This is a genomic window from Mesorhizobium sp. HAY1-8B (genome assembly GCF_056868045.1).
The window spans coordinates 2,824,666-2,844,630 of the sequence record NZ_CP200321.1 but is presented as its reverse complement, the minus strand read 5'-3'; the positions used below and the strand labels follow the sequence as shown (position 1 = coordinate 2,844,630).

Below are 19,965 nucleotides of genomic sequence, written 5' to 3'. Positions count from 1 at the left end.
TCATGACGCAGAGCGTTGCCTCGCAAGCGCCACAGCCGCGCGACTTCGTCGGCTATGGTCCGCGCCCACCCTTCATGGCCTGGCCGGGCGACGTCAAGCTCGCCATCAACCTCGTGCTCAACTACGAGGAAGGCTCCGAGTACTCCTGGCTGGAAGACGGTCGCAACGACAATTGGGGAGAGTACAATCTCACCTCGAGCCCGCCGGTGCGCGACCTCGGCACCGAGACGCATTTCGAGTACGGCAGCCGGGCCGGCGTGTGGCGTTTGGCGCGCCTGTTTGACCGCTATGATATCCCGATCACCATCTCCGCCTGCGCGGTGGCGCTGGAGCAAAACCCGCCCTTCGTCGAATGGATGAAGACGCGACGGCACGACCTGCTCGGCCACGGCCTGCGCTGGATCGACTACACGACGATGGAGCGCAGCGAGGAAAAGCGCCATCTGCATGAAGCGATCGCGCTCTACGAGAAACTGCTGGAGAGGCGACCCCTCGGCTGGAACTGCCGCTCTCTGCCCAGCGTCAACACGCGCGATTTGCTCGTCGAGGAAGGCGGATTCCTCTACCACTCCGACCCCTGCAATGACGATCTGCCCTACTTCGTCGATCACCAAGGCACGGAGATACTGGTCGTTCCCTATTCCAAGACACTCAACGACAGCCGCTATCTGGTGGCGCCCGGCTACAGCAATCCGCGCGACTTCGCCGAGGATTGCCGCTCGGCCATCGATTACATGCTCGACGAGGCTGACGAGACCGGCGGCCGCATGCTGACAATCGGCATCCATGCGCGCTGGATGGGCCAACCCAACCGGGCGTCCGGGCTGCGCGAGGTGATCGAGCACGTGAAGCAGAACCCGGCCGCTGCCTTCATGCGGCGCGAAGATATCGCCCGGTTCTGGCTCGCCAACCATGCCGGCTTCGAGCGGCGCGGCTGACAAGAGCAAAGAGAATGGCGGCATGTTCGAAACGCTGATCCGGGGAGCTACCATCGTCAACGCCGAAGGGTTCGAGCGGCGCGATGTAGGCGTCACCAACGGAAGGATCGTAGCGCTCGTCGCCCCCGGTGAGACGGTTTCGGCCCGGACCGTTTTCGATGCCGCCGGTGCCTATCTATTACCCGGCCTGGTCGACGCGCACGCGCATCTGCGCGAGCCGGGCCTGACTCACAAGGAGGACTTTTCGTCCGGCACGCATGCCGCGGCGCTTGGCGGCGTGACCACGGTGCTCGACATGCCGACCGACGAGCCCTGGACGGCCACGGCCGAACAGCTTGCCGACAAGATGGCGATGACCGAAGGCCGCATTCATGTCGATGTCGGCCTCCAGAGTGTCGTCAGCCGCGACCTGTCGCGCATCCCGGGCCTGCTCGATCTGGCGCCGGTCTCGTTCGAGCTGTTCACCGCCGATGTGCCCGATGACTTCCTCTTTGCGACGCTGGACGCCGTGGCCGAGGCGTTGAAGGCTTTCGCAGGCACCGATACTTTGATCGGCATCTCGCCCGGCGATCAATCGATCCTGACCGGCAGCACACTGCGCGACCGCTCAGGCACCATCGCCGCCTTTCAGGCCAGCCGGCCGCCGCTCGCCGAGGCCAATGGCATCGCCCGAGCGCTTGTCGCCGCCGCCTCGGCCGGGACCAGAATTCATGTCCGCCAGATCAATTCCAAACTTGGCGTCGAGACGTGGGGCCGGTTGCGCGGCATGGCTGACGCCAGCGTCGAAACCACGCCGCAGAACCTCTTCTTCAACGCCGGCGACTATGAGATGCACGGCGCCAATCTCAAGGCCTCGCCACCCTTGCGCTCGCCGCATGACGTGGATGCGCTGCGCGCGGCACTCGGCGCAGGGCTGATCGACATCGTCGCCACCGACCACGCGCCGCACACACCGGCCGAGAAGGCAACGCCTTACGCGGCTTTCGCCGACATTCCGGGCGGCATGCCGGGGCTGCAGACGCTGCTGCAGGTGATGCTGAAACTGGTCGATGACGGCCTGATCGCCCTGCCCGATCTGGTGCGCCTGTGCGCACGCAATCCGGCCGAGCGCTTCGGGCTTGGCCGGCGCAAGGGGAAGATCGCCACCGGCTACGATGCCGATATCCTCATCCTCGATCCTCGCCGGCCCAGCACGATCGCCAATGCCGATCAGGTCTCGCGAGCGGGCTACACGCCATTCGACGGCTGGACCGTCCAGGCCCGGCTGTCAAACGTCTTCCTGCGCGGTCGCGAGATCGTGCGCGAGGGAAAACTGATCGGCCCGAAAGTCGGAACCATCGTCACCCGGGAAAGCTGAGGACCCATGCCCCTGCTCGCAGACAAGACCGCCATCGTCACCGGAGGCAGTTCCGGCATCGGCCGCGCGATCGCGCTGAAATTCGCGGGCGAGGGCGCGAGCGTCGTCATCGCCGACACGGTCGAGCAGCCGATCGAGGGTGGTGAGAGCACCGTGGCGTTGATCCGCTCGGCCGGTGGAGCCGCCATTTACATCCGCACCGACATCTCCGACTGGAGCGCCGTCGATGCGCTGGTCGGTGTGACGGTCGAGCAGTTCGGACGGCTCGACGTGATGGTCAACAACGCCGCGATCTACACCAGCACCAATCTGATCGAGACCACGCCGGAGCAATGGAACCGCGTCATCGGCGTCAACCTGACCGGCTTCTTCTACTGCTCGAAACGGGCGGTGATGCAGATGCTCACCCAGGTGCCCGTCGACGACGTGCGCGGCCGCATCATCAACATCTCCTCGCAGCATGGCATGGTGGCCTGCCCCGGCGACCTTCCCTATTCGGTGAGCAAGGGCGGCATCGTGCAGATGACGCGGCAAATCGCGGTCGACCACGCCGACGATCTGATCGTCTGCAATGCCATCGCACCCGGCAAGATCATCACCGGCAAGCCGGGCGTGGCCAACGACCCCGACGCGCTCGACTACTCGCTCCGTCGCACGCCTTGGCCGCGGCTTGGAACCCCGAACGATGTGGCGGGAGCGGCGCTGTTTCTTGCCAGCGACATGGCAAGCTACGTCACCGGCATCAACCTGATGGTCGACGGCGGCTGGATGGCGGGCTGACGGATGCAGGCTGCTCGCCAGGCGACCAGTTGGGTTTTGATCATTGCCTGATGAACGGGCCCCTATAGGTCTGGCCGGCGAGCGCATAGGTTCCGGCCAGGGTCCCGTCAGGCATCATCGTCAGACTGATGTCCGCGCCATTCGGCAGGCGCCCGAGCTTCAATGCGCTCCCGACAATTCTTCCTTCACCGGCGGCCTCGCCCGGATTGTTGTCGCCCAGATTGCCCCAGGCAAAAGTGACCGTCACCTTGCCGTTTGCAGAAATCGTCTGCACGGCGACTTTGGCTTCATACGCGCCCTCCAATCGCCCAGCCCACATGCCCGAAAAAGCGGCGTACTTTGTTGGAATGCCCCTCGCAGGGGGAGTGATCGTCACGGATGGATCCATGATTGCCGAACTCGCGGAGGCCGCGGCGGAGCTCGAGACCGGCTGAGCAGGAGTGCCAGCAGGATCCGGCGCAGGTTCGAGAGCGGTGGGTTGCGGCCCTGCGGGAGCGGATTGGCATGCGACGAGAGCAAGTGCCATGAAGCCCAGCATCATGTTCCGCATCGAATTCTCCACATCGTTTCGCGGATTGTCGGCGGGTCGCAGACCCGCCGAATTGCACGTCATTCTACGCCACCGCCCTGTCCAAAGCGTATAGCGTTCTACATCAAAGACGCCGTCAACAACCGAGCTTCTGATTTCATCACCGAATTTCCACTGTTCGGAAGTCCTCTTTTTTCACGGACTATCTCCATGGACCAGCCGCCATTGGCAGGTTCGCCAGAAATTTCTGGCTTGGCTGTTCCCTCCAGTGTTGAAGAGTGAAGCTCAGCACGACCTTTGCCATAAGACCGTTACGGCTGAGCATCAGCCACGGCGTGAGGGTGGCGAAAACGTGATCTTGCAAATCCGGCAATCTCAGCTCCGGAGAATAGCTTTCCTTGACGGGAGCCAGGAAGCCACCAATGTACCGGGCGATCTCACCTGCAGGGTATTTTGCTTATGACAGCCGCGATCCATGACATTCCGTTCCGCCGCGCCGACGGCTCAACCACAAGCCTGGGCGAATATGCCGACAAGGTCTTGCTGATCGTCAACGTCGCCTCCAAATGCGGCTTCACCAAACAGTATGACGGACTGGAGGCGCTTTATCGCTCGTATCGCGACCAGGGCCTTGTGGTGCTCGGCTTTCCGGCCAATGACTTTGCCGGGCAGGAACCGGGCACAGATGCCGAAATCCAGGAATTCTGCCGGTTGACCTATGGTGTCGAATTCCCGGTGTTCGCCAAGATCGCGGTGACGGGACCGCGAAAGCATCCGCTCTATCAAGCGTTGATCGAGGCGCGGCCACAGGCTGTCTTCAAGCCGGACAGCACGCTGGTGGGCCGGCTGGCCGGAAGAGGTGCCGCGCCCGCGGCCGGCGAAGTGAGCTGGAATTTCGAGAAGTTTCTGGTCGACCGCAAGGGGGTCGTCGTCGCCCGCTTCGGTTCCGACACGGAGCCGCAGGACGAGGCGATCGTCGGCGCTGTCCGCAAGCTCCTGGCGGTTTGAGGCAAGAAGCGAAGCTCCCAACACAGATTAAATTTGCGGCAACATCCGGCTTCCGCGGAGAAGCCGCCCGCATAACCGAGGACCAAGCCATGGATCTGCAACTGAACGGCAAACGCGCCCTGATCACAGGCGGCAGCAAGGGAATTGGCCGTGCCATCGCCCGGCAATTGGCCCTGGAAGGCGTGGACCTTGTCATCGCCGCCCGCAACGCTGCCGATCTGGGCATCGCCGAGCGCGAACTGGCCGCGGAAACCGGGCGCAAGATCGTTGGGCTAGGCGTCGACACACAGGACGACAGCTCGGTCAAAGCGCTGGTGGCAGGGACGATCGCGGCGCTCGGCGGCCTCGACATCCTGGTCAACGCCGCAGCCAAGCCGGGCGGGCAGACACCACCGCCCAAGCTGGCCGAGATCACGGACGACCTGTTCTGGGATGACGTGGACGTCAAGGTGATGGGCTATCTGCGTACGGCGCGTGAGGCCGCTCCTCATATGGCTGCCGCCGGCTGGGGCCGGATCATCAACGTAAGCGGGCTCGCTGCCCGGCAGACAGGCTCGATCATCGGCTCGATCCGCAATGTTGCCGTCTCTGCCCTGACCAAGAATCTCGCCGACGAACTGGGCCCGAAGGGGATCAACGTGACGGTGGTCCATCCTGGCCTGACCCGCACGGAAAAGACCACGCCGCTGGTCGCCGCCCGCGCGGCTTCGGCAGGCGTTTCGCCTGAGGAGATCGAACGGCGACTTGCCGCCAATGTCACGATCGGCCGCCTCGTCGATATGGCCGAAGTCGCTGACGTCGTCACATTCCTCGCCTCGCCGCGAAGCGTCGCCATCAACGGCGATGCGATCGCCTGCGGCGGCGGGGTCATCGGGCCGATACATTACTAGAGCAAAATCCAGGAAAAGCGCGAAACGGTTTTCCGCCTAGACGCGCACATCGCCCAGCACCCTGATCTCCGACGAAATGGACAGGCCGCCTTCGATCTCTTCCTCGTTGGAAAACCCGTCGAAATTGGCGAGCGAGCCAAAAGAGAGGCCGGAAAGCCCTTCGACGTATTTGACGCTGCGCTGGTAGGTTTTGTAGGCGCCGAACGCCGCCTCCAGCTCACCGAGCTCCCTTTCCTGCTCAACCACGTAGGCCGTCGATGACGGGCGGCCGTCATCGGAGATGAACGACACCACTTTCCAGAAAGCTTTCGGAATGAGCGCATCTCGGTAGCGAAGATCAGTGCCGCCGAAGACGGGGCCGGTGAATACAGAACACCGCTCGGCCCAGGCCCGCGCATTCTGCAGGATGTAGTTCTCTATTCCGAGCCAGGTCTTCTGATTGACGATGTCCATCTGCGGCGCACAGTTCGTGAAGTGAAACGTGTCCGCATTGGCGACGAGGGCGTTGGCGCCCCAATTGGGATCCTCGCGCCTGACGAGGTGTCCTCTGTCGAGGCGATTGCCGGCATAGAGGTCCTCACCGAGCTGCGCTTCGGCCGGCAGGCGCCCGTCCAGCGCCCATCTGTTGTCCTCGCGCCCAATCGAAATGGAGCGGGCGCCCTCGATATTGACGGCGGTGAACATGGCCATGCGCCGCGACGCGCACATGACGACGGAAAAGTTGCAATAGTCGAGCCGGCCGCCGGCATCGCCGCCAACCGGCGTTATGTCGCGGGATCGCTGGCCGGTCGGCTTGGGCAGGTCGATCGGGAATCTGGTCAGGAAAGTCCGATCGAAACCGGTACGGCCAGCAAAGGATTGAGGCGGCGACGTGCGCGGCCGTGCCGCGCGCTCGGCCATGGCACCCTCACTGCGAATGTGCGTTTCGAGAGCTGCCCCGGCCCCCGGCCCGCGCAGCCGCCGCATATCGCGAAGCTGCGGTCGCCGGTCCATCCTTACGGTCGCAAGTTCAGTCACGGACATGAGTTTCTCCAATCGAAAAAGCCGAGGACATCACCCGGCGTTGAAAAAATTTCCAAAGGCCTTCAGGTCGAGCAGTTGCGCATCGTCGTCGACGGCATGGCGAATGCTGGCCAGATCGTGGGCGAGGTTCTGCCGCGGCGTCTGCCCGCCAAAGTGCACGCGGCCTGTGCCATAAGGATGTATCGGTTCTTCATCGCCGCACTCCTCCCCTACCCGTCGCTTTAATCTGGGAGGAACACCGTGAACTCAGCGTGAAACCAGCCTCAGGCGGAGCCCAAACCCTCAGACGAGGAGAGGCATCAGCCGCGCAAAATCGCGGCGTCCGTAAGTTGCCTGCCAACCCCGCTGTTGAGGTAACATCCAGAGCCGCTCACACCCTGGCCGCGGCTTGAAGTGCGCGAGACCGACGCAGATCGCCTTGACCACGGGGACCTCGAATGCGGGCCGCTGCAAGTCCGCGAACCATACATTGCCGCCGCTGGCGGTGTTTATCTCTTCCATCAGTGGCGACAGCATCCCTGCTTGACCTGTCTGCGTTGCCGAGCCGGGATCGGAGCCGCTCAAAAAGCCCATTGTGTCGAGATTAGCGTGCTCCAGCCAGGCCGCGACGCGACGGTCCGCGGCAGACATCGGCGCATCGCCTTTTGTTGCGACCCGCATCTCATGGGCGTCGAACGCCAACTCGGTCTGGATCATCTTCGAGGAACGCGGCCTTGGCCGCCGCCTGCAAATCGAAGGCCGCCGCAAATCCGACCGCCACGCGCCGGCCGTCCCCGTCGCACGATATCGCGGCTGCCACATGCGCGCTGTGAAAGGTTGAAATGTCGAGGAACCAGACACGCCGACCGGTTTCGATGGCGTGCTCCTTCAGGGCCGCTGCCAGGGAAGCATCGTCCAGGGTGGGAGCAAAGCGCCGACGCCGGCAGCCTCGCCACCACCATATGCCGGTTGCATCGCGCTCAACGAGCTCGAGCACGGCGCGCGACATAGCGGCGTCGATCGTGCTTCCGGCGGCGCAGCCATTGGAATCGGCGTTCAGGCTGTTGTCTCCATGGACGGCTTCGCCAAAGCCACCGAAGCAAAGAAATGTGGGGCACATCGCGGTGCGCGAGCCCGCGAAGTCGCGCACGCGGGTCAGCCGGTCCGGATTGCGCAGTTGCCGTGGCGGGGGTATCGCATCCCAGCCATCCCACATGCGGTTGAAACGGCTGCGCTGCTGTATCTGACGCCTGGAAAAACCGAGTACCGCTTCGGCCGGGATGATATCGCTGGCCTGGTCGGCCGCTACAAGCGTGCTCTCGTCCAAGGCCTGATACATCCAACTGCCGATTTCCACGGCTTCGCCAAGGCATCCCAACAAGGCCTGTGACCGGCTGTATCCCTTTCCGCTTACAGTCACCTGGCGGATACCGCCGCCCCACGGCAGACCGAGGTTCGCCGCGGCCAGAATGCCGCCCGGTATCTCGAAGAGATCGACAATCAGGCCATGATCGGCGGCGAAGCTGTACAGACGCAGGCGATCTGAAGCCTCGACATCCGTTTCCGGCCGAAGCTCCAATCCCGCGAACCGAATATCCCGCCTTGTCGTATCGGGCACCTTGTCGAGCACCGCGTTCGAAGAACCGACAGCGGAATGCGGCTGTGCGCAAAGTGCTTCCCAATGACTTTTTTCTAGCCGCATTCCTCGATCTTCGCTTAACGTTCGCCCGGTTCTGGTATTAGATGATCGAAGGGCGTTTGGGCCGATCATGTCAGTAACCATGATCCACAGGCAAAGAGAAAGGGGCTCTTCCAGGAAAAGCCTCGAGATCAAACTCGTCGGCAATTTCGAGATACGCAGCCTCGACAAGGTTTATGCTCTCGACAAACGCAAGGCCGGCGCGATCCTGGCCTATCTCATTTTGTCCGAACAGACGCGCGAAACACGCGGGCGTTTGTCCGCGCTGCTGTGGAGCGACAGCGATGAAGAACACGCACGTGCCTCACTGAGGCAATCCATCCGCGATCTGAAGCAGATCGAACTCAAGACGGGGGTGCAGTTTCTGGTCCTCGACAAGCTCTCCGTCGGGATCGACCCCAATGTCCTGCGCACGGATCTCGCCACTCTGCGCCATGCGCTCAGGGCCCGGGACTTCCCGACTGTCGACGGTATCCTGGCGCGAAGCGACAGATCACTTTGTATCGGGCTTCAGGATTGCGATCCGGTATTCGACAACTGGATTGGGATGATTTCGACCCAGTGGTCGGATGGTCTGACCCATCAACTGTCGAAATCGCTCAACGAGGCGAATTCGAGCCTGGCGGAACGCAAGGCGATCGCCGGCTGCATCTTGCGCCTCGATCCTTTCCATGAATCGGCGGTCGTCAGCATGCTGGGGGCGCTGCATCGGGAAGGCGGCTATGCGAGGGCTCGCGTTTTCTTCGAACGCTATGTCAATGACCTGAGATCGGAACTCGATCTCGCTCCGCCACGCGAAATCATCCAGCGACTGGAGCGATTCAAGGCAGCGGCCCAGGATGGGGCGGATGCGCAGCCGCAAGCCGCCCTCGACCCTGCGGCGCCGCGGCAGCTCGTCGAAAGGCCGACGATCGTGCTCGTCACGGAAAAACACAGGAGCGCCGACGCACACATTCAGTTCGCTCTGGTCAGTGAACTGTCCGCCACCCTCTCGCGGTTCAGGCATTGGACCGCGATCCACACCGAGCTTGATCGCGACACGATGCGATCGGGGTCTGTCGAAACGCTTCGTGCCGCCGTCGGGGAAACCGCCGACCTTGCCGTGATCATAACCGCGTCCGATGACGAGGACGAGCCGCATTTCGATATTTCATGCCGGACGATCGCAACGGGCGTGTTGCAGTTCTCCACCACCGCGCCTCGAGAACCGGCGGCATGGAGACCCGTGTTCAATGAAATCTGCGCGCGGGTTGCTTCACGCCTCCAGTTGGTGATTTCCACCACGCGCCTCCATCGCATAGACGAACAGTCGCCAAACTACATCTCCGCCTATGACAATTGGCTCGACGGACAGCGGCTTTCGACGTTATGGCGCAAAGACACCGACGCCGTCGCGATCGCGCGTTACGAAGAAGCCATTCGGCAGGACCCTAGCCTGGCTTGCGCCTATTCGAGCCTGGCCGTGATCCTGAATTCGCGGTGGATCGTGCTGCCAGGCTATCCAGTCGAAAGCGCCGACCTCGACCGCGCATTCGACCTCGCCAAGAAGGCGGTCGCGCTCGATCCGCTCGATCACCGCAACCAGGTCAACCTGGCCTGGAGCCACCTCCTGGCGCGGCGCTGGGAACTGGCGGAATTTCATTTCGGACTGGCGCACGACCTCAACGCCGCCAATCCGGCAACCCTTATCGCCTATTCGCTTTTCAGTGCGTTCATCGGAAACCATCAGCGAGCGGTCGAGCTGTCGCGACGGTCGTTCGAGCTCAACCCGCTGCATGAGCCGCACTACCACGGTTACCATGCGACCGTTGCATTCCTGGCGGGCGACCTGCAGGGCTGCATCGAGGCTGTCGAGAAAAGCGACGGCCTGTTTCCCGATATCCGAGGCTGGTCGGCTGCCGCCCATGCCTTCATGGGCGATGACGCGAAAGCCGCCACCGATTTCAGAATATTTCTGAAGGGTATCACGACCGCATGGCACAATGGCGAGCGCCCGACCCGGCGTAGTGCGATCGACTGGTTCAAGAACGTCTTCCCGATCCGCCTGGATGCCGATCGCGCGAGACTGAGCGAAGGCATCGACCGCGCCTCACGGCTGGCATGACGCGGCCGAAGCCGGGCGCATCCTATCTGCAGCGCGACATAACATAGTCGCCAAGCCGGCAACGGTAGCCCCGAAGCCGGTTTGCCTTCTTCTCCTCGACCGTCGAGCCTGCGTTGGGGTCGAATTTGTAGTGAGCCGGGAAAGGATAGTCCTCTCCGGGGCCGACCTCGGGCGCGATCGTCCGCACGGTCTCCTCGACGTCCCCGGTGAAAGGAAAGGCAATGTTGACGACGTTCTCTTCATCGAAATGCGCGATGATCTCGATCTCGTCCCAGGTCTTGCCGCGCGGGTTCATGAACCCTTTGAGCAGGTCTTTCTTCTCGTCCTGTGTGCCGTTCCTGAATATCTCCATGGTGGCGGGATCCTTTATGGCTTCTCGAATAAAGGCTCCCAACGCTTCGAACTGCACATTCTCGAATTTGGCCATGACCCCTCTCCATTTCTTCAGGTTGCGACGTTGCCGGTTCTTCGATAGGCCCGCCCCGGCATGTCCAGGTTAGCGTACCGCTGGAAGTATTCGTAGAGCTCGTCGTCTGAAACCAACCTGTCGTCGGCCAACCCCAACAGCCCCGCCAGATTGCCGGGTTCGGCCGATGGTTGGGACAGCGGCATCTGGATTTCGCTGTCCCCGGCATTGAACAGTGCAGCGGCGACGGTGGCCGCGACGATGAACGAGCCGGTCGGCCCCAGCCGGTTGCCGTCATCGCCGAGCACGGCGGCTTCCTGCAAGATGTAATAGGACAGAGGTGTTTCGGTCAGGAACTGCGGATGGGCCAGCAGCGTCTTCTCAAGCACGCCAGCCTGGAAGCTGTAGCGTTTCCTGCAGCTTTGCGTGGGCAGCATGGCAGCGCCGGAAAGTACAGGCACATCCGCGGAAAGCGCCGCGGCGACGGCCTCGGCAATCGTCTGGCCTGATGCGATGCCGAGATCGTAACAGCGCCAACAATCCATGAAGGCGATGGACCGAGGTGCTCCGTCGAAGTCGGCGGCGTGCTGTACCACCGCCATCTCGTAGTTGAGAAACGGACTGATACGGCGTGCCTTCAGTGCCTTTGCAGCATCGTCCGATTCGATGAAACGGCTCCAGTCAACGGCCCAATTCACGCGGACTGGAACGTCACCGTTCGGGCGCTGGCTCGAAAATGCCAGGATCTCGCGCAAGGTGCCGGCTTCCTCTTCGAATGCCTTGTTGAGGGCGTAGCGGTCGCGGACCATCGAATGCGCAAACCGCGAGGCGCCAAATGTGAATTCCATCGGCAGGTCCGCCAGCGGCCTCAATGATGCGACGCCGGGTCCGCGAAACTCCTCGCCATCGAAGAAGTGCGCCCAGACTGCCGGGGTCAGAATTCGCCTGAGATAGTCGTTCACGACGACTCGGCGATAGACACCGGTCAGGTAAAGCCGCGCCTGATCGAAGGCGTTCTGCGGCGGCAAAGCGCGGCGCGCCATTAGCAAATCGACGAGACGGTTGTGCACCTGCATCAACGAACATTGCAGCTGGGAGAGAATGAGATTGTCGTCGTTCCTGGGGTCGCCGATCAGCGGACGGTAAGGCGCCTTTCGTCCGCACACGCTCAGAAAACCGCTGGAGGCGTCGACGCGCGGGACGTCTCGCGCCCTTTCGACCACACCATCGACGGGAAGTTTGACCTGCTTGTCGCTCACCCCGGGCAGGCCGATCGGAAATCGACAAAGGGTGGTGTCGCTTTCCGATGCGGAGTCATAGAGGTGCGAGTCCACAACCGGGCCTCGTCCATAAAGGCCCGACAGATCGAGACTGCCCGAGACGGCATTCCTCAAGGTGCGCCCGGCACGATCGCTCGGCATTCCAAATATGCGGCTAAAGACGATGTCGTGAAAAGCGAATTGGCCGAAATAGGTATAAGCTGCGGGATTGTCGCTGAGGTCGGGAGAATCGATGGGACCGAGCATGCAGTTCGAGATGTCGGCGAGCGCCGCTTGGGTTCTCTCCGTCGCGGAGCCATCTTCTCCAGCCGGCATGAGGCTTATCGGCTTTTCGGCGAGATCGGGAAACAGGAGCCGGTGCCGAAGAGCGTCGCCCGCGCCCGCACCCGCGGCTTCGACGGTGGGACCTCCAGCAGGCCTCGCCCTCGCGTTGAGCGCGCGGCGATGATTTACCAGGGTTTCATATGCCACATACTCGCCGTGTCTCATCGCCACCCCTTTTCGTCAAAGACTATTCCATTCGCACGCGGTCGGCGATACCAGCCGGTCATATCTTGCGCCCGGCCAAACGGCCCAGCCCGAGGGCGGGACGGATTATGTTGGGAGGCCCAAAATCCGCCCCGCCGCCAGCCCCCCGGCCGACTTGAGATGCATAGTTGAAGCCTACCGATCACCCGGTGCAAAAAGTCCGGACATCAATAGGTGCAAGTTTGCCCATCGGGGTCGCGCCGGCAATCGTCGACGACACGGATTCCTTGCCGGGAGGCGATATGACGAGCTGGCGAAAATGGTTCCAGTCGAAGTCCACACCTGGATCCGTCCCGCGGGCCGGATCGAGCGCGGCATGCGAAACGATGGTCTTGAGGTTCGGGTACTTCGCCCAGCAATAGCGCACAATTCTCGCCGTCACTTCGACCTGCCAGCTTGAGAATGGGTCCGCGACCTGGGTTTTGACGACTTCAATGCCAAGGCTCCAGTGGTTGACGCGCTTGGCGCCGCCATTGACCCGCGGATGGCTCTTGTCGTCTCCCACATGCCAGGCCGCCCGCGATTCCGGCGCACACGCCCAGACAATGTTTCCGTGCTGGCTTTCGTTCTCATCGGGAACCAGCCAGTGGAAGCTGCCGGTGCCGGCCTGCATCACCGACATTGCCCTTGCCGAGCTGCCGCCGGCAGTCGCATGAATGACCACCGCCTTGATGCCGGGGATCGGATCGAAAATCCGCAACGACGTCGAGCCCGCCCAGTAATCTTGGACGCCGGGATATAGCACCTCTGGGATCGCAAATGGCGCCGGCCTGCCCGCGGTCGGCAGATCGAACAGGTAGGTCTTCGGATCTGGCATCGCTTGCTCCTGCAAAGCTCGCGTTTGACGATCCGGGTATCGCAACGTTGGCGTGAAACGAGCGTGAACCATGCCCTGCCGCCCCGAGGCATCCCCGGCCATCAAGAGAGTTCCGTCGATCAGGACCGCCCGATCGGTCCGATTCTCAAGAGAATCCAGCACGTTCTGGGGGATGATTGCCAGGATATCCCATACCCCAAGCGGCTGCGCCCGTGGCAAGCCTTGCTTGATCGATGTTCGCCCGAAGCTACTCGAAGGAATAGGTGAAACCTTCCTTGGAGGCGCCAACGGTGACCTTTGTCATCTTTTCGCCCGCGAGCGACCGGTTGAGCACGCCGCGGCTGAGTTCCGGCAGCAGCGTGTTGGTCAGGATGGCATCGATCATCCGTCCGCCGGATTCGATCTCGGTGCAGCGGGCCTTGACCAGATCCATGACACCGTCGCCGATCACCAGTTCCGCATCGTTGGTCGTGCGCAGCCGGCGAGCGATCTTGGCAAACTGGTGACGGGTGATGGCTTCGATCATCCCGTCCGAGAGCGGGTAATAGGGAATGGTCACCACCCGGCCGAGGAAGGCGGCGGGAAAGACCTTCAGCAGCGGGCTGCGCAAGGCGATGTCCAGATCGTCAAGTCCGGCCCGTATCGTGCCGTTCCCGGTCCGCTCCATGATGACCTCCGAGCCGACATTGGAGGTGAGCAGGATCAGCGTGTTCTTGAAATCGATCCGGCGCCCCTCGCTGTCGTCCATCATGCCCTTGTCGAAGACCTGGAAGAAGATCTCGTGCACGTCGGGATGCGCCTTCTCGACCTCGTCGAGCAGGATCACCGAATAGGGTTTTCTGCGCACCGCTTCGGTCAGGATGCCGCCCTTGCCATAGCCGACATAACCGGGCGGCGCGCCTTTGAGCGTCGAGACCGTATGCGCCTCCTGGAATTCGGACATGTTGATCGAGATCAGGTTCTGCTCGCCTCCGTAGAGCGTCTCGGCCAGTGCCAATGCGGTTTCGGTCTTGCCGACGCCAGAGGGGCCGCAGAGCAGGAACACACCGACCGGCTTTTCCGGCGCGCCGAGCCCGGCGCGGCTGGTCTGCACGCGTTTGGCGATCATCTCCATGGCGTGATCCTGGCCGACGACCCGCTCCGAAAGCGTGGTGGCGAGCTTGAGCGCCTTTTCGGTCTGGCTGGACAGCATCCGTCCGGTCGGAATACCGGTCCAGTCCTGGACCACGGCCGCCACCGCATTGCGGTCGACGGATGGCAGGATCAGCGGTGTCTCGCCCTGCGCCTCGGCCAGTTCGGCCATCAGTTCGCGCAGCCGGGCAAGATCGGCGGCAGGATCAGGTGGATCGGCAGCGGCCGGTGTTTCCACGTCGGTCTTGGCAGCCTTGGCTTTGGCCGCCTTGGTCTTCGTCGGTTCAGTCTTGGGTGGCTCAGTCGTGGGCACCTTGGTCTTTTCTGCGTCCGCCGCTGCCGTTTCGGTATCGGCCTCAGCGGGCGCCGCCGCATCAAGCGGCACGCCCTCGCCGCGCAGCCTTGCGCGCAACTCGAGGATTTCGGCAACCAGCGCCTTTTCGCGCTCCCAGCGCCCCTCGGCGGCGGCCAGCGTGGTCTCGGTTTCGGCGAGCCCGGCGTCAACCCGCGCCTGCCGGTCAGTCACCTCGATGCCGATCGCTGCCTCGCGGCCGATAATGCCGCGCTCGACCTCCAGCGCCTGGCGGCGGCGCATGATGTCTTCGACCTCCGCCGGCGTGGCGTGCTGCGATATGGCGACACGGGCGCAAGCGGTGTCGAGAAGGCTCACCGCCTTGTCAGGCAGTTGCCGTGCCGGGATGTAGCGATGCGACAGGCCGACCGCCGCCTCGATCGCCTCGTCGAGGATCTGCACCTTGTGGTGCTGCTCCAGGACGCCGGCCACGCCGCGCAACATCAGAACGGCCACCGCCTCCGACGGTTCGTCGATCTTCACCACCTGGAAACGGCGGGTCAGTGCCGGGTCCTTCTCGATGTGCTGCTTGTATTCGGCCCAGGTCGTTGCCGCGATGGTGCGAAGTTCGCCCCGCGCCAACGCCGGTTTCAGGAGATTGGCCGCATCGCCGGTTCCGGCAGCCCCCCCGGCGCCGATCAAGGTGTGGGCTTCGTCAATGAACAGGATAACCGGCGTTTCGGACGATTGAACCTCGTCGATGACGGCCTTCAGCCGTTTTTCGAATTCGCCCTTCACGCTGGCGCCCGCCTGCATCAGCCCGACGTCGAGCATGCGCACGCTGACATTCTGCAGGGTGGGCGGCACGTCGCCCTGGGCGATACGCAAGGCAAAGCCCTCGACGACGGCGGTCTTGCCGACCCCGGCCTCGCCGGTCAGGATCGGGTTGTTCTGCCGGCGCCGCATCAGGATGTCGACGATCTGCCGGATCTCCGGGTCGCGGCCGACGACCGGATCGATCTTGCCGTCGCGGGCGCGCTGCGTCAGGTCGGTGGCATATTTCGCCAGCGCCGAATCCCCGCCCGGAGTCCGCTTCGGCGCCTCCGGGGCGGAGACGGTGGTCGAAGCGCCGGCTTCGAGTGAGCCCTCCACGACATCGGCGAACCGCGCGATGACCGTGTCGGCGTCGATCTTGTCGAACTCGCCGCTGATCTTCGACAGCAGGCCTTCCAGCACCGGCGTCTTCAGGCAGGCAAGCAGAATATGTGCGCTGCGGACTTCCTCGACGCCGAACTCGAGCGTTGCCAGGTTCCAGGCTTCCTGGATGGCATGGAAGATGTGGTCGGAGAATTCCTCGATCGATGTCGCGCCATAAGGCAGCTTGTCGACGGCGCGGGTCATCTCGGCCGTGAGCCGGCTCGCATCCACACCCGCATCGGCGATGATCATTTGCACGTCCGAGCGGTCGGACAGCACAAGTTGCTCGATGAAATGGACGAGTTCGACATAGGGATTGCCGCGCAGTTTAGCGGTGTCGGCAGCTGCCTTGAAGGCGCGGACACCCACAGGATTGAGCTTGCCGACCAGTTCCTTGCGTTTGAAAGTCTGCGATGACCGGCGCTGTTCCATCGAACCTGCTCCTGCAGTCTGCCAGCCGATAAACTGCCACATAAGACGTCACTTGACAAAGCGGGTAATGGACCGATGTCCCGGTGCCCGGTTTAGCCGACTCCTTTCCATTTGTGGAAAGTCCCGCATCGCCGACTGCAAACAGCCACGGCACTGGACGCCTCTCCGCAACGCGGTTCGCATGCATCCAAGGCAACCAAGCCGTGGATTTCGGCGCTCATGAGGCGACCGCGTTTAGCTTATGTTAATTTTTGAGCGCTCGTTGAATTGTGGTAAAGTGCAACCGTGTGATAACGTTGCGTCACGTATGGCTTGAGGCTGGTCGCTGGGGGTTTGTGTGATTGATGTCGCACTCTGGCTTAGTCCGCTCGACGGTGGAAATCCGTCAGGGGAAGACTTGCGCAACGACCCGGCTTTTCACGAGCTGGAGCGTCTGACCGAACCCGAGATCAAGGTCGTCCACGACGGCAACAACAAGCCCACGTCGCAAAGCACCATTCCGGTCGACTGGTCCGGCGTGCTGGCGAAGGCGGGGGAATTGCGTGCGCATGGCCGGGACCTGCGGCTGCTGGTCATCGTCACGCGCGCGCTGGCCAATGAAGAGGGGCTGGCCGGGCTCGCGCAGGGGCTGACCCTTATTGCCCAGACCTTCGACCAGCATTGGGAAACCATGCATCCGGCACTGCGGCCCAACGCTTCGCCTCGCGATGCCGCCTTGCGCCGCATCAACGCGCTGCTCGACCTCCAGAACAGTCAGGACGGGTTGTTGGCGAACCTGCGGCAGATGATTTTCTTTGCGCCGCGCTCGATCGGGCCGATCAGCGGACGCGACCTGGAACAAAGCGCGCTCGATGACCGTGTCATGCTCCAGGAAGCCGCCTCCGGCTTGAATACGGCGGAAAAGGCGGCACTGGTCAGCGCGCACGGACAATTGTTGAACCGGGTGCGTGCCGGATGTGCGGCACAGATGGATCAGGCCGGTGCGGAGATGGTCTCGCTGGTCGCCGATGCCCAGGCTGCGATCGCAGCCCTTGACGCCGTCGAGACCGCGCTCGGCGCCCGCCTCGAGGGCGGCGGGGCTCAGGTTCCGGAATTAAAACGGTTTCTGCAGCGTTTGCTGACGACCCTCGAACGGAACGCCGCAGCGGGTGCCGCGGCCAATGGCGCGGCCAAGCCGCCCACTCCGGCAGAACCGGGAACGCCTGCTCGAAACGGTCATGGAGCCGAGACTATGGCAAGTGCGGCAAGCTACACGGAGACCAGCACGGGGCTTCCTGACCGGATCTCCTCGCGCGAGGACGTGGTCAAATGCCTCGACCTGGTCGTCGCCTTCTATGACCGCACCGAACCGTCGAGCCCGATACCGCATCTGGCGCGGCGCGTGCGCCGCATGGTGCACATGGATTTCGTTGAACTGATGGAAGATCTCGCCCCGTCTGGGTTGAAGGAATTCCGGCTCCTTGCCGGCGTTCCCGATGTCAAGAAGACGGCTCAGAAGGATGAAAGGTAACAGCACATGCCAGCCGAAAGCAAAGCGAAGGTCATCGAACGAAATCGCGCGCCGCGGGTGCAGATCGCCTACGATGTGGAAACCTACGGTAGCCCGACGACGATCGAATTGCCATTTGTCATGGCCGTGATGGCCGACCTTTCCGGCGCTTCGCAGACCAAGGAAGCGTCGAAATCGGTGCTGGACCGAGCCTTCGTGGAGACCGACGCGAACCGCTTCCCCAAATTCATGGAGGCGCTCGGGCCCCGCGTCAAAGCCCGGGTGAAGAACACGCTGCCGCAGGCCGAAGGCCAGGAGCGCGACGAGGAACTGGCGCTCGATCTCACCTTCACCAAGATGGGCGATTTCGCTCCAGACAAGATTGCCGAGCAGGTGCCGCAACTGGCCGAGATCCTGAAGATGCGTCGCCAGCTCGAGGAACTGCTTGGCTTCATGGACGGCCGCGTCGACGCCGAAAAACGCATCGCGCAGCTTCTGAACAACGAGCCGCTTCTTGGCAAGATCGCCAGCCAGGCACTGGCCGACGACGACAAGGCAGGGGAGTAGACCATGGCCGAACAGCAAAAGACCGCCGCCGTCACCGCCGAGGCCGAAGCCATAAACCTCGACGAATTCAGCGGGCTCCTCGAGAAGGACTTCAAGGTCAAGAAGGATGACAGCGAGAAGTTGCAGCAGCTCGTGCGCAATCTCGCGCTCGCAGCACAGTCGCGTTCCGACACCACGACCATCTCGTCCAATGCGATCAAGTCGATCAAGTCGCTGATCGCGGGCATCGACAAGATGCTGACGACACAGGTCAACGAGATCCTGCACGCACCGGAAGTGCGCGAGATGGAGGGCACATGGCGCGGCCTCTGGTATCTCGTCAACAACACCGAGACGGATCAGAAGCTGAAGATCCGGGTGATGAACATCTCCAAGGAACAGCTGGCCGACACGCTTGAAGATTATGAAGGCCAGATGTGGGACCAGAGCCCGATCTTCAAGAAAGTCTACACGGACGAGTACTCGATGCTGGGCGGCGAGCCGATCGGCTGTGTGATCGGCGCCTACGAATTCTCCAACCACCCGCGCGATGTCGGCCTGCTGCGCAATATTTCCGGCATCTGCGCCTCGGCGCACACGCCGTTTATCGCCGCCGCCTCGCCACGCCTGTTCCGCATGGACAGCTGGCAGGAACTGCCGAATCCGCAAGACCTGCAGCAGATCGTCTCCAACCCCGCCTATGCCTCGTGGCAGTCGCTGCGTGAGAGCGAGGACGCCCGCTATATCGGCCTGACCATGCCGCGCGTCCTGGCCAGGTTGCCCTATGGCACCGATACCGTTCCGGTGAAAGGCTTTACCTTCGAGGAAGAGGTGCAAGGCGATCACAACAAATATGTCTGGATGAACGCCGCCTTCCCGATGGGCGTGAACATCAACCGCAGCCACAAGCTTTTCGGCTGGGGCACGCAGATCCGCGGCGTCGAGAATGGTGGCACGGTGCTCAACCTGCCGGTGCACAGCTTCCCGACCGACGACGGCTCGATCGCGATGAAATGTCCGACCGAAGTCGCCATCGACGACCGGCGCGAGGCCGAACTGGCCAAGCTCGGCCTGATGCCGATCCTGCACCGGAAGAACACCGATCTCGCGGCCTTCATTGGCGCCCATTCGCTGCAGGACGACGAAACACGCGCCGGCCGGCTGGTCGACCCCGATGCCCAGTCGAACGAACGGCTGAGCGCCAACCTGCCCTATCTCTTCCCGGTCTCGCGCTTCGCGCACTACCTCAAGGCGATTGCGCGAGACAAGGTCGGCTCGTTCAAGGAACGCTCCGACATGCAGATCTGGCTGACCGAGTGGATCAACCGCTACGTGCTGGCCAACCCTGCCTTCGCCGACGACAAGGCGCGCGCCAAGCGCCCGCTGGCGGCGGCCGAAGTCCAGGTGGACAGCGTGGAGGGGCGGCCGGGCTACTACAACGCCCGCTTCTACCTGCGCCCGCATTACCAGTTGGAAGGCATCAACGCCTCGCTGCGGCTGGTGTCGGAACTGCCGTCCGTGAAGACCTGATTTGCAGCAA

At 62.8% G+C, this 19,965-nt stretch carries 19 protein-coding genes; 10 read left to right on the top strand and 9 right to left on the bottom strand.

The features are described 5' to 3' along the window. Positions 1–2 precede the first annotated feature (2 nt). Genes AC1VON_RS13360 through AC1VON_RS13350 form a run of 3 tightly spaced genes read left to right on the top strand, consistent with a single transcriptional unit; the run spans position 3 to position 3,075 of the window. Positions 3–938 (top strand): polysaccharide deacetylase family protein, encoded by a 936-nt coding sequence (locus AC1VON_RS13360; protein ID WP_483123246.1) that lies wholly within the window; start codon positions 3–5, stop codon positions 936–938. Beyond that, positions 913–2,295: a dihydroorotase gene (locus AC1VON_RS13355; RefSeq protein WP_483123242.1), complete on the top strand. Its 1,383-nt coding sequence runs from the start codon at positions 913–915 to the stop codon at positions 2,293–2,295. Before AC1VON_RS13360 ends, AC1VON_RS13355 begins: the two co-directional genes overlap by 26 nt. Positions 2,296–2,301: 6 nt before the next feature. Continuing rightward, positions 2,302–3,075 (top strand): SDR family NAD(P)-dependent oxidoreductase, encoded by a 774-nt coding sequence (locus AC1VON_RS13350; RefSeq protein WP_483123240.1) that lies wholly within the window; start codon positions 2,302–2,304, stop codon positions 3,073–3,075. 40 nt (positions 3,076–3,115) lie between these two features. On the opposite strand, the gene AC1VON_RS13345 is transcribed toward AC1VON_RS13350, so the two are convergent. Continuing rightward, positions 3,116–3,625: a hypothetical protein gene (locus tag AC1VON_RS13345; RefSeq protein WP_483123238.1), complete on the bottom strand. Its 510-nt coding sequence runs from the start codon at positions 3,623–3,625 to the stop codon at positions 3,116–3,118. A gap of 438 nt (positions 3,626–4,063) precedes the next feature. On the opposite strand from AC1VON_RS13345, the gene AC1VON_RS13340 reads away from it, so the two are divergent. Then, positions 4,064–4,612, top strand: coding sequence for a glutathione peroxidase (locus AC1VON_RS13340; RefSeq protein ID WP_483123236.1), 549 nt, complete (start codon positions 4,064–4,066; stop codon positions 4,610–4,612). An 89-nt stretch (positions 4,613–4,701) separates the two neighbouring features. Continuing rightward, positions 4,702–5,502: an SDR family NAD(P)-dependent oxidoreductase gene (locus tag AC1VON_RS13335; protein ID WP_483123233.1), complete on the top strand. Its 801-nt coding sequence runs from the start codon at positions 4,702–4,704 to the stop codon at positions 5,500–5,502. Between the two features lie 36 nt (positions 5,503–5,538). Here the strand turns inward: AC1VON_RS13335 and AC1VON_RS13330 are convergent, their stop codons facing one another. Next, entirely contained in the window at positions 5,539–6,525 is a 987-nt protein-coding gene (locus AC1VON_RS13330) for a DNA/RNA non-specific endonuclease (RefSeq protein WP_483123230.1), read from the bottom strand. A gap of 75 nt (positions 6,526–6,600) precedes the next feature. On the opposite strand from AC1VON_RS13330, the gene AC1VON_RS13325 reads away from it, so the two are divergent. After that, positions 6,601–6,750: a hypothetical protein gene (locus AC1VON_RS13325; protein ID WP_483123226.1), complete on the top strand. Its 150-nt coding sequence runs from the start codon at positions 6,601–6,603 to the stop codon at positions 6,748–6,750. A gap of 57 nt (positions 6,751–6,807) precedes the next feature. Here AC1VON_RS13325 and AC1VON_RS13320 read toward each other — a convergent pair whose 3' ends face one another. The 3 genes from AC1VON_RS13320 to AC1VON_RS13310 all read right to left on the bottom strand — a co-directional run bounded on the left by AC1VON_RS13320 (position 6,808) and on the right by AC1VON_RS13310 (position 8,498). Further along, positions 6,808–7,221: a hypothetical protein gene (locus AC1VON_RS13320; RefSeq protein ID WP_483123222.1), complete on the bottom strand. Its 414-nt coding sequence runs from the start codon at positions 7,219–7,221 to the stop codon at positions 6,808–6,810. Beyond that, positions 7,187–8,134, bottom strand: a complete 948-nt coding sequence (locus AC1VON_RS13315) for a YcaO-like family protein (protein ID WP_483123220.1) — start codon at positions 8,132–8,134, stop codon at positions 7,187–7,189. Before AC1VON_RS13315 ends, AC1VON_RS13320 begins: the two co-directional genes overlap by 35 nt. A gap of 142 nt (positions 8,135–8,276) precedes the next feature. Further along, positions 8,277–8,498 (bottom strand): hypothetical protein, encoded by a 222-nt coding sequence (locus AC1VON_RS13310; protein ID WP_483123217.1) that lies wholly within the window; start codon positions 8,496–8,498, stop codon positions 8,277–8,279. 396 nt (positions 8,499–8,894) lie between these two features. On the opposite strand from AC1VON_RS13310, the gene AC1VON_RS13305 reads away from it, so the two are divergent. Next, entirely contained in the window at positions 8,895–10,307 is a 1,413-nt protein-coding gene (locus tag AC1VON_RS13305) for a tetratricopeptide repeat protein (RefSeq protein WP_483123214.1), read from the top strand. Positions 10,308–10,329: 22 nt separating this feature from the next. Here AC1VON_RS13305 and AC1VON_RS13300 read toward each other — a convergent pair whose 3' ends face one another. The 4 genes from AC1VON_RS13300 to tssH form a co-directional block, all read right to left on the bottom strand. Continuing rightward, positions 10,330–10,734, bottom strand: coding sequence for a hypothetical protein (locus AC1VON_RS13300; RefSeq protein WP_172351717.1), 405 nt, complete (start codon positions 10,732–10,734; stop codon positions 10,330–10,332). A gap of 17 nt (positions 10,735–10,751) precedes the next feature. After that, positions 10,752–12,482: a peroxidase family protein gene (locus AC1VON_RS13295; RefSeq protein ID WP_483123210.1), complete on the bottom strand. Its 1,731-nt coding sequence runs from the start codon at positions 12,480–12,482 to the stop codon at positions 10,752–10,754. A gap of 181 nt (positions 12,483–12,663) precedes the next feature. Continuing rightward, a complete protein-coding gene (locus AC1VON_RS13290; RefSeq protein ID WP_483123206.1) occupies positions 12,664–13,557 on the bottom strand; it encodes an N-acetylmuramoyl-L-alanine amidase in 894 nt (297 codons plus the stop codon). A gap of 28 nt (positions 13,558–13,585) precedes the next feature. Next, entirely contained in the window at positions 13,586–16,390 is a 2,805-nt protein-coding gene (gene tssH / locus AC1VON_RS13285) for a type VI secretion system ATPase TssH (RefSeq protein WP_483123203.1), read from the bottom strand. A gap of 337 nt (positions 16,391–16,727) precedes the next feature. Between tssH and tssA the strand changes: the two genes are divergently transcribed. Genes tssA through tssC form a run of 3 tightly spaced genes read left to right on the top strand, consistent with a single transcriptional unit; the run spans position 16,728 to position 19,955 of the window. After that, positions 16,728–17,900 carry a type VI secretion system protein TssA gene (gene tssA / locus AC1VON_RS13280; RefSeq protein ID WP_483123200.1) on the top strand — a complete coding sequence of 391 codons (1,173 nt, stop codon included), beginning with the start codon at positions 16,728–16,730 and terminating at the stop codon, positions 17,898–17,900. A 6-nt stretch (positions 17,901–17,906) separates the two neighbouring features. Next, positions 17,907–18,446 (top strand): type VI secretion system contractile sheath small subunit, encoded by a 540-nt coding sequence (gene tssB / locus AC1VON_RS13275; protein ID WP_172351721.1) that lies wholly within the window; start codon positions 17,907–17,909, stop codon positions 18,444–18,446. A 3-nt stretch (positions 18,447–18,449) separates the two neighbouring features. Further along, on the top strand, positions 18,450–19,955 hold the full coding sequence (gene tssC / locus AC1VON_RS13270; RefSeq protein ID WP_172351722.1) for a type VI secretion system contractile sheath large subunit: 1,506 nt from the start codon (positions 18,450–18,452) through the stop codon (positions 19,953–19,955). Positions 19,956–19,965 lie beyond the last annotated feature (10 nt).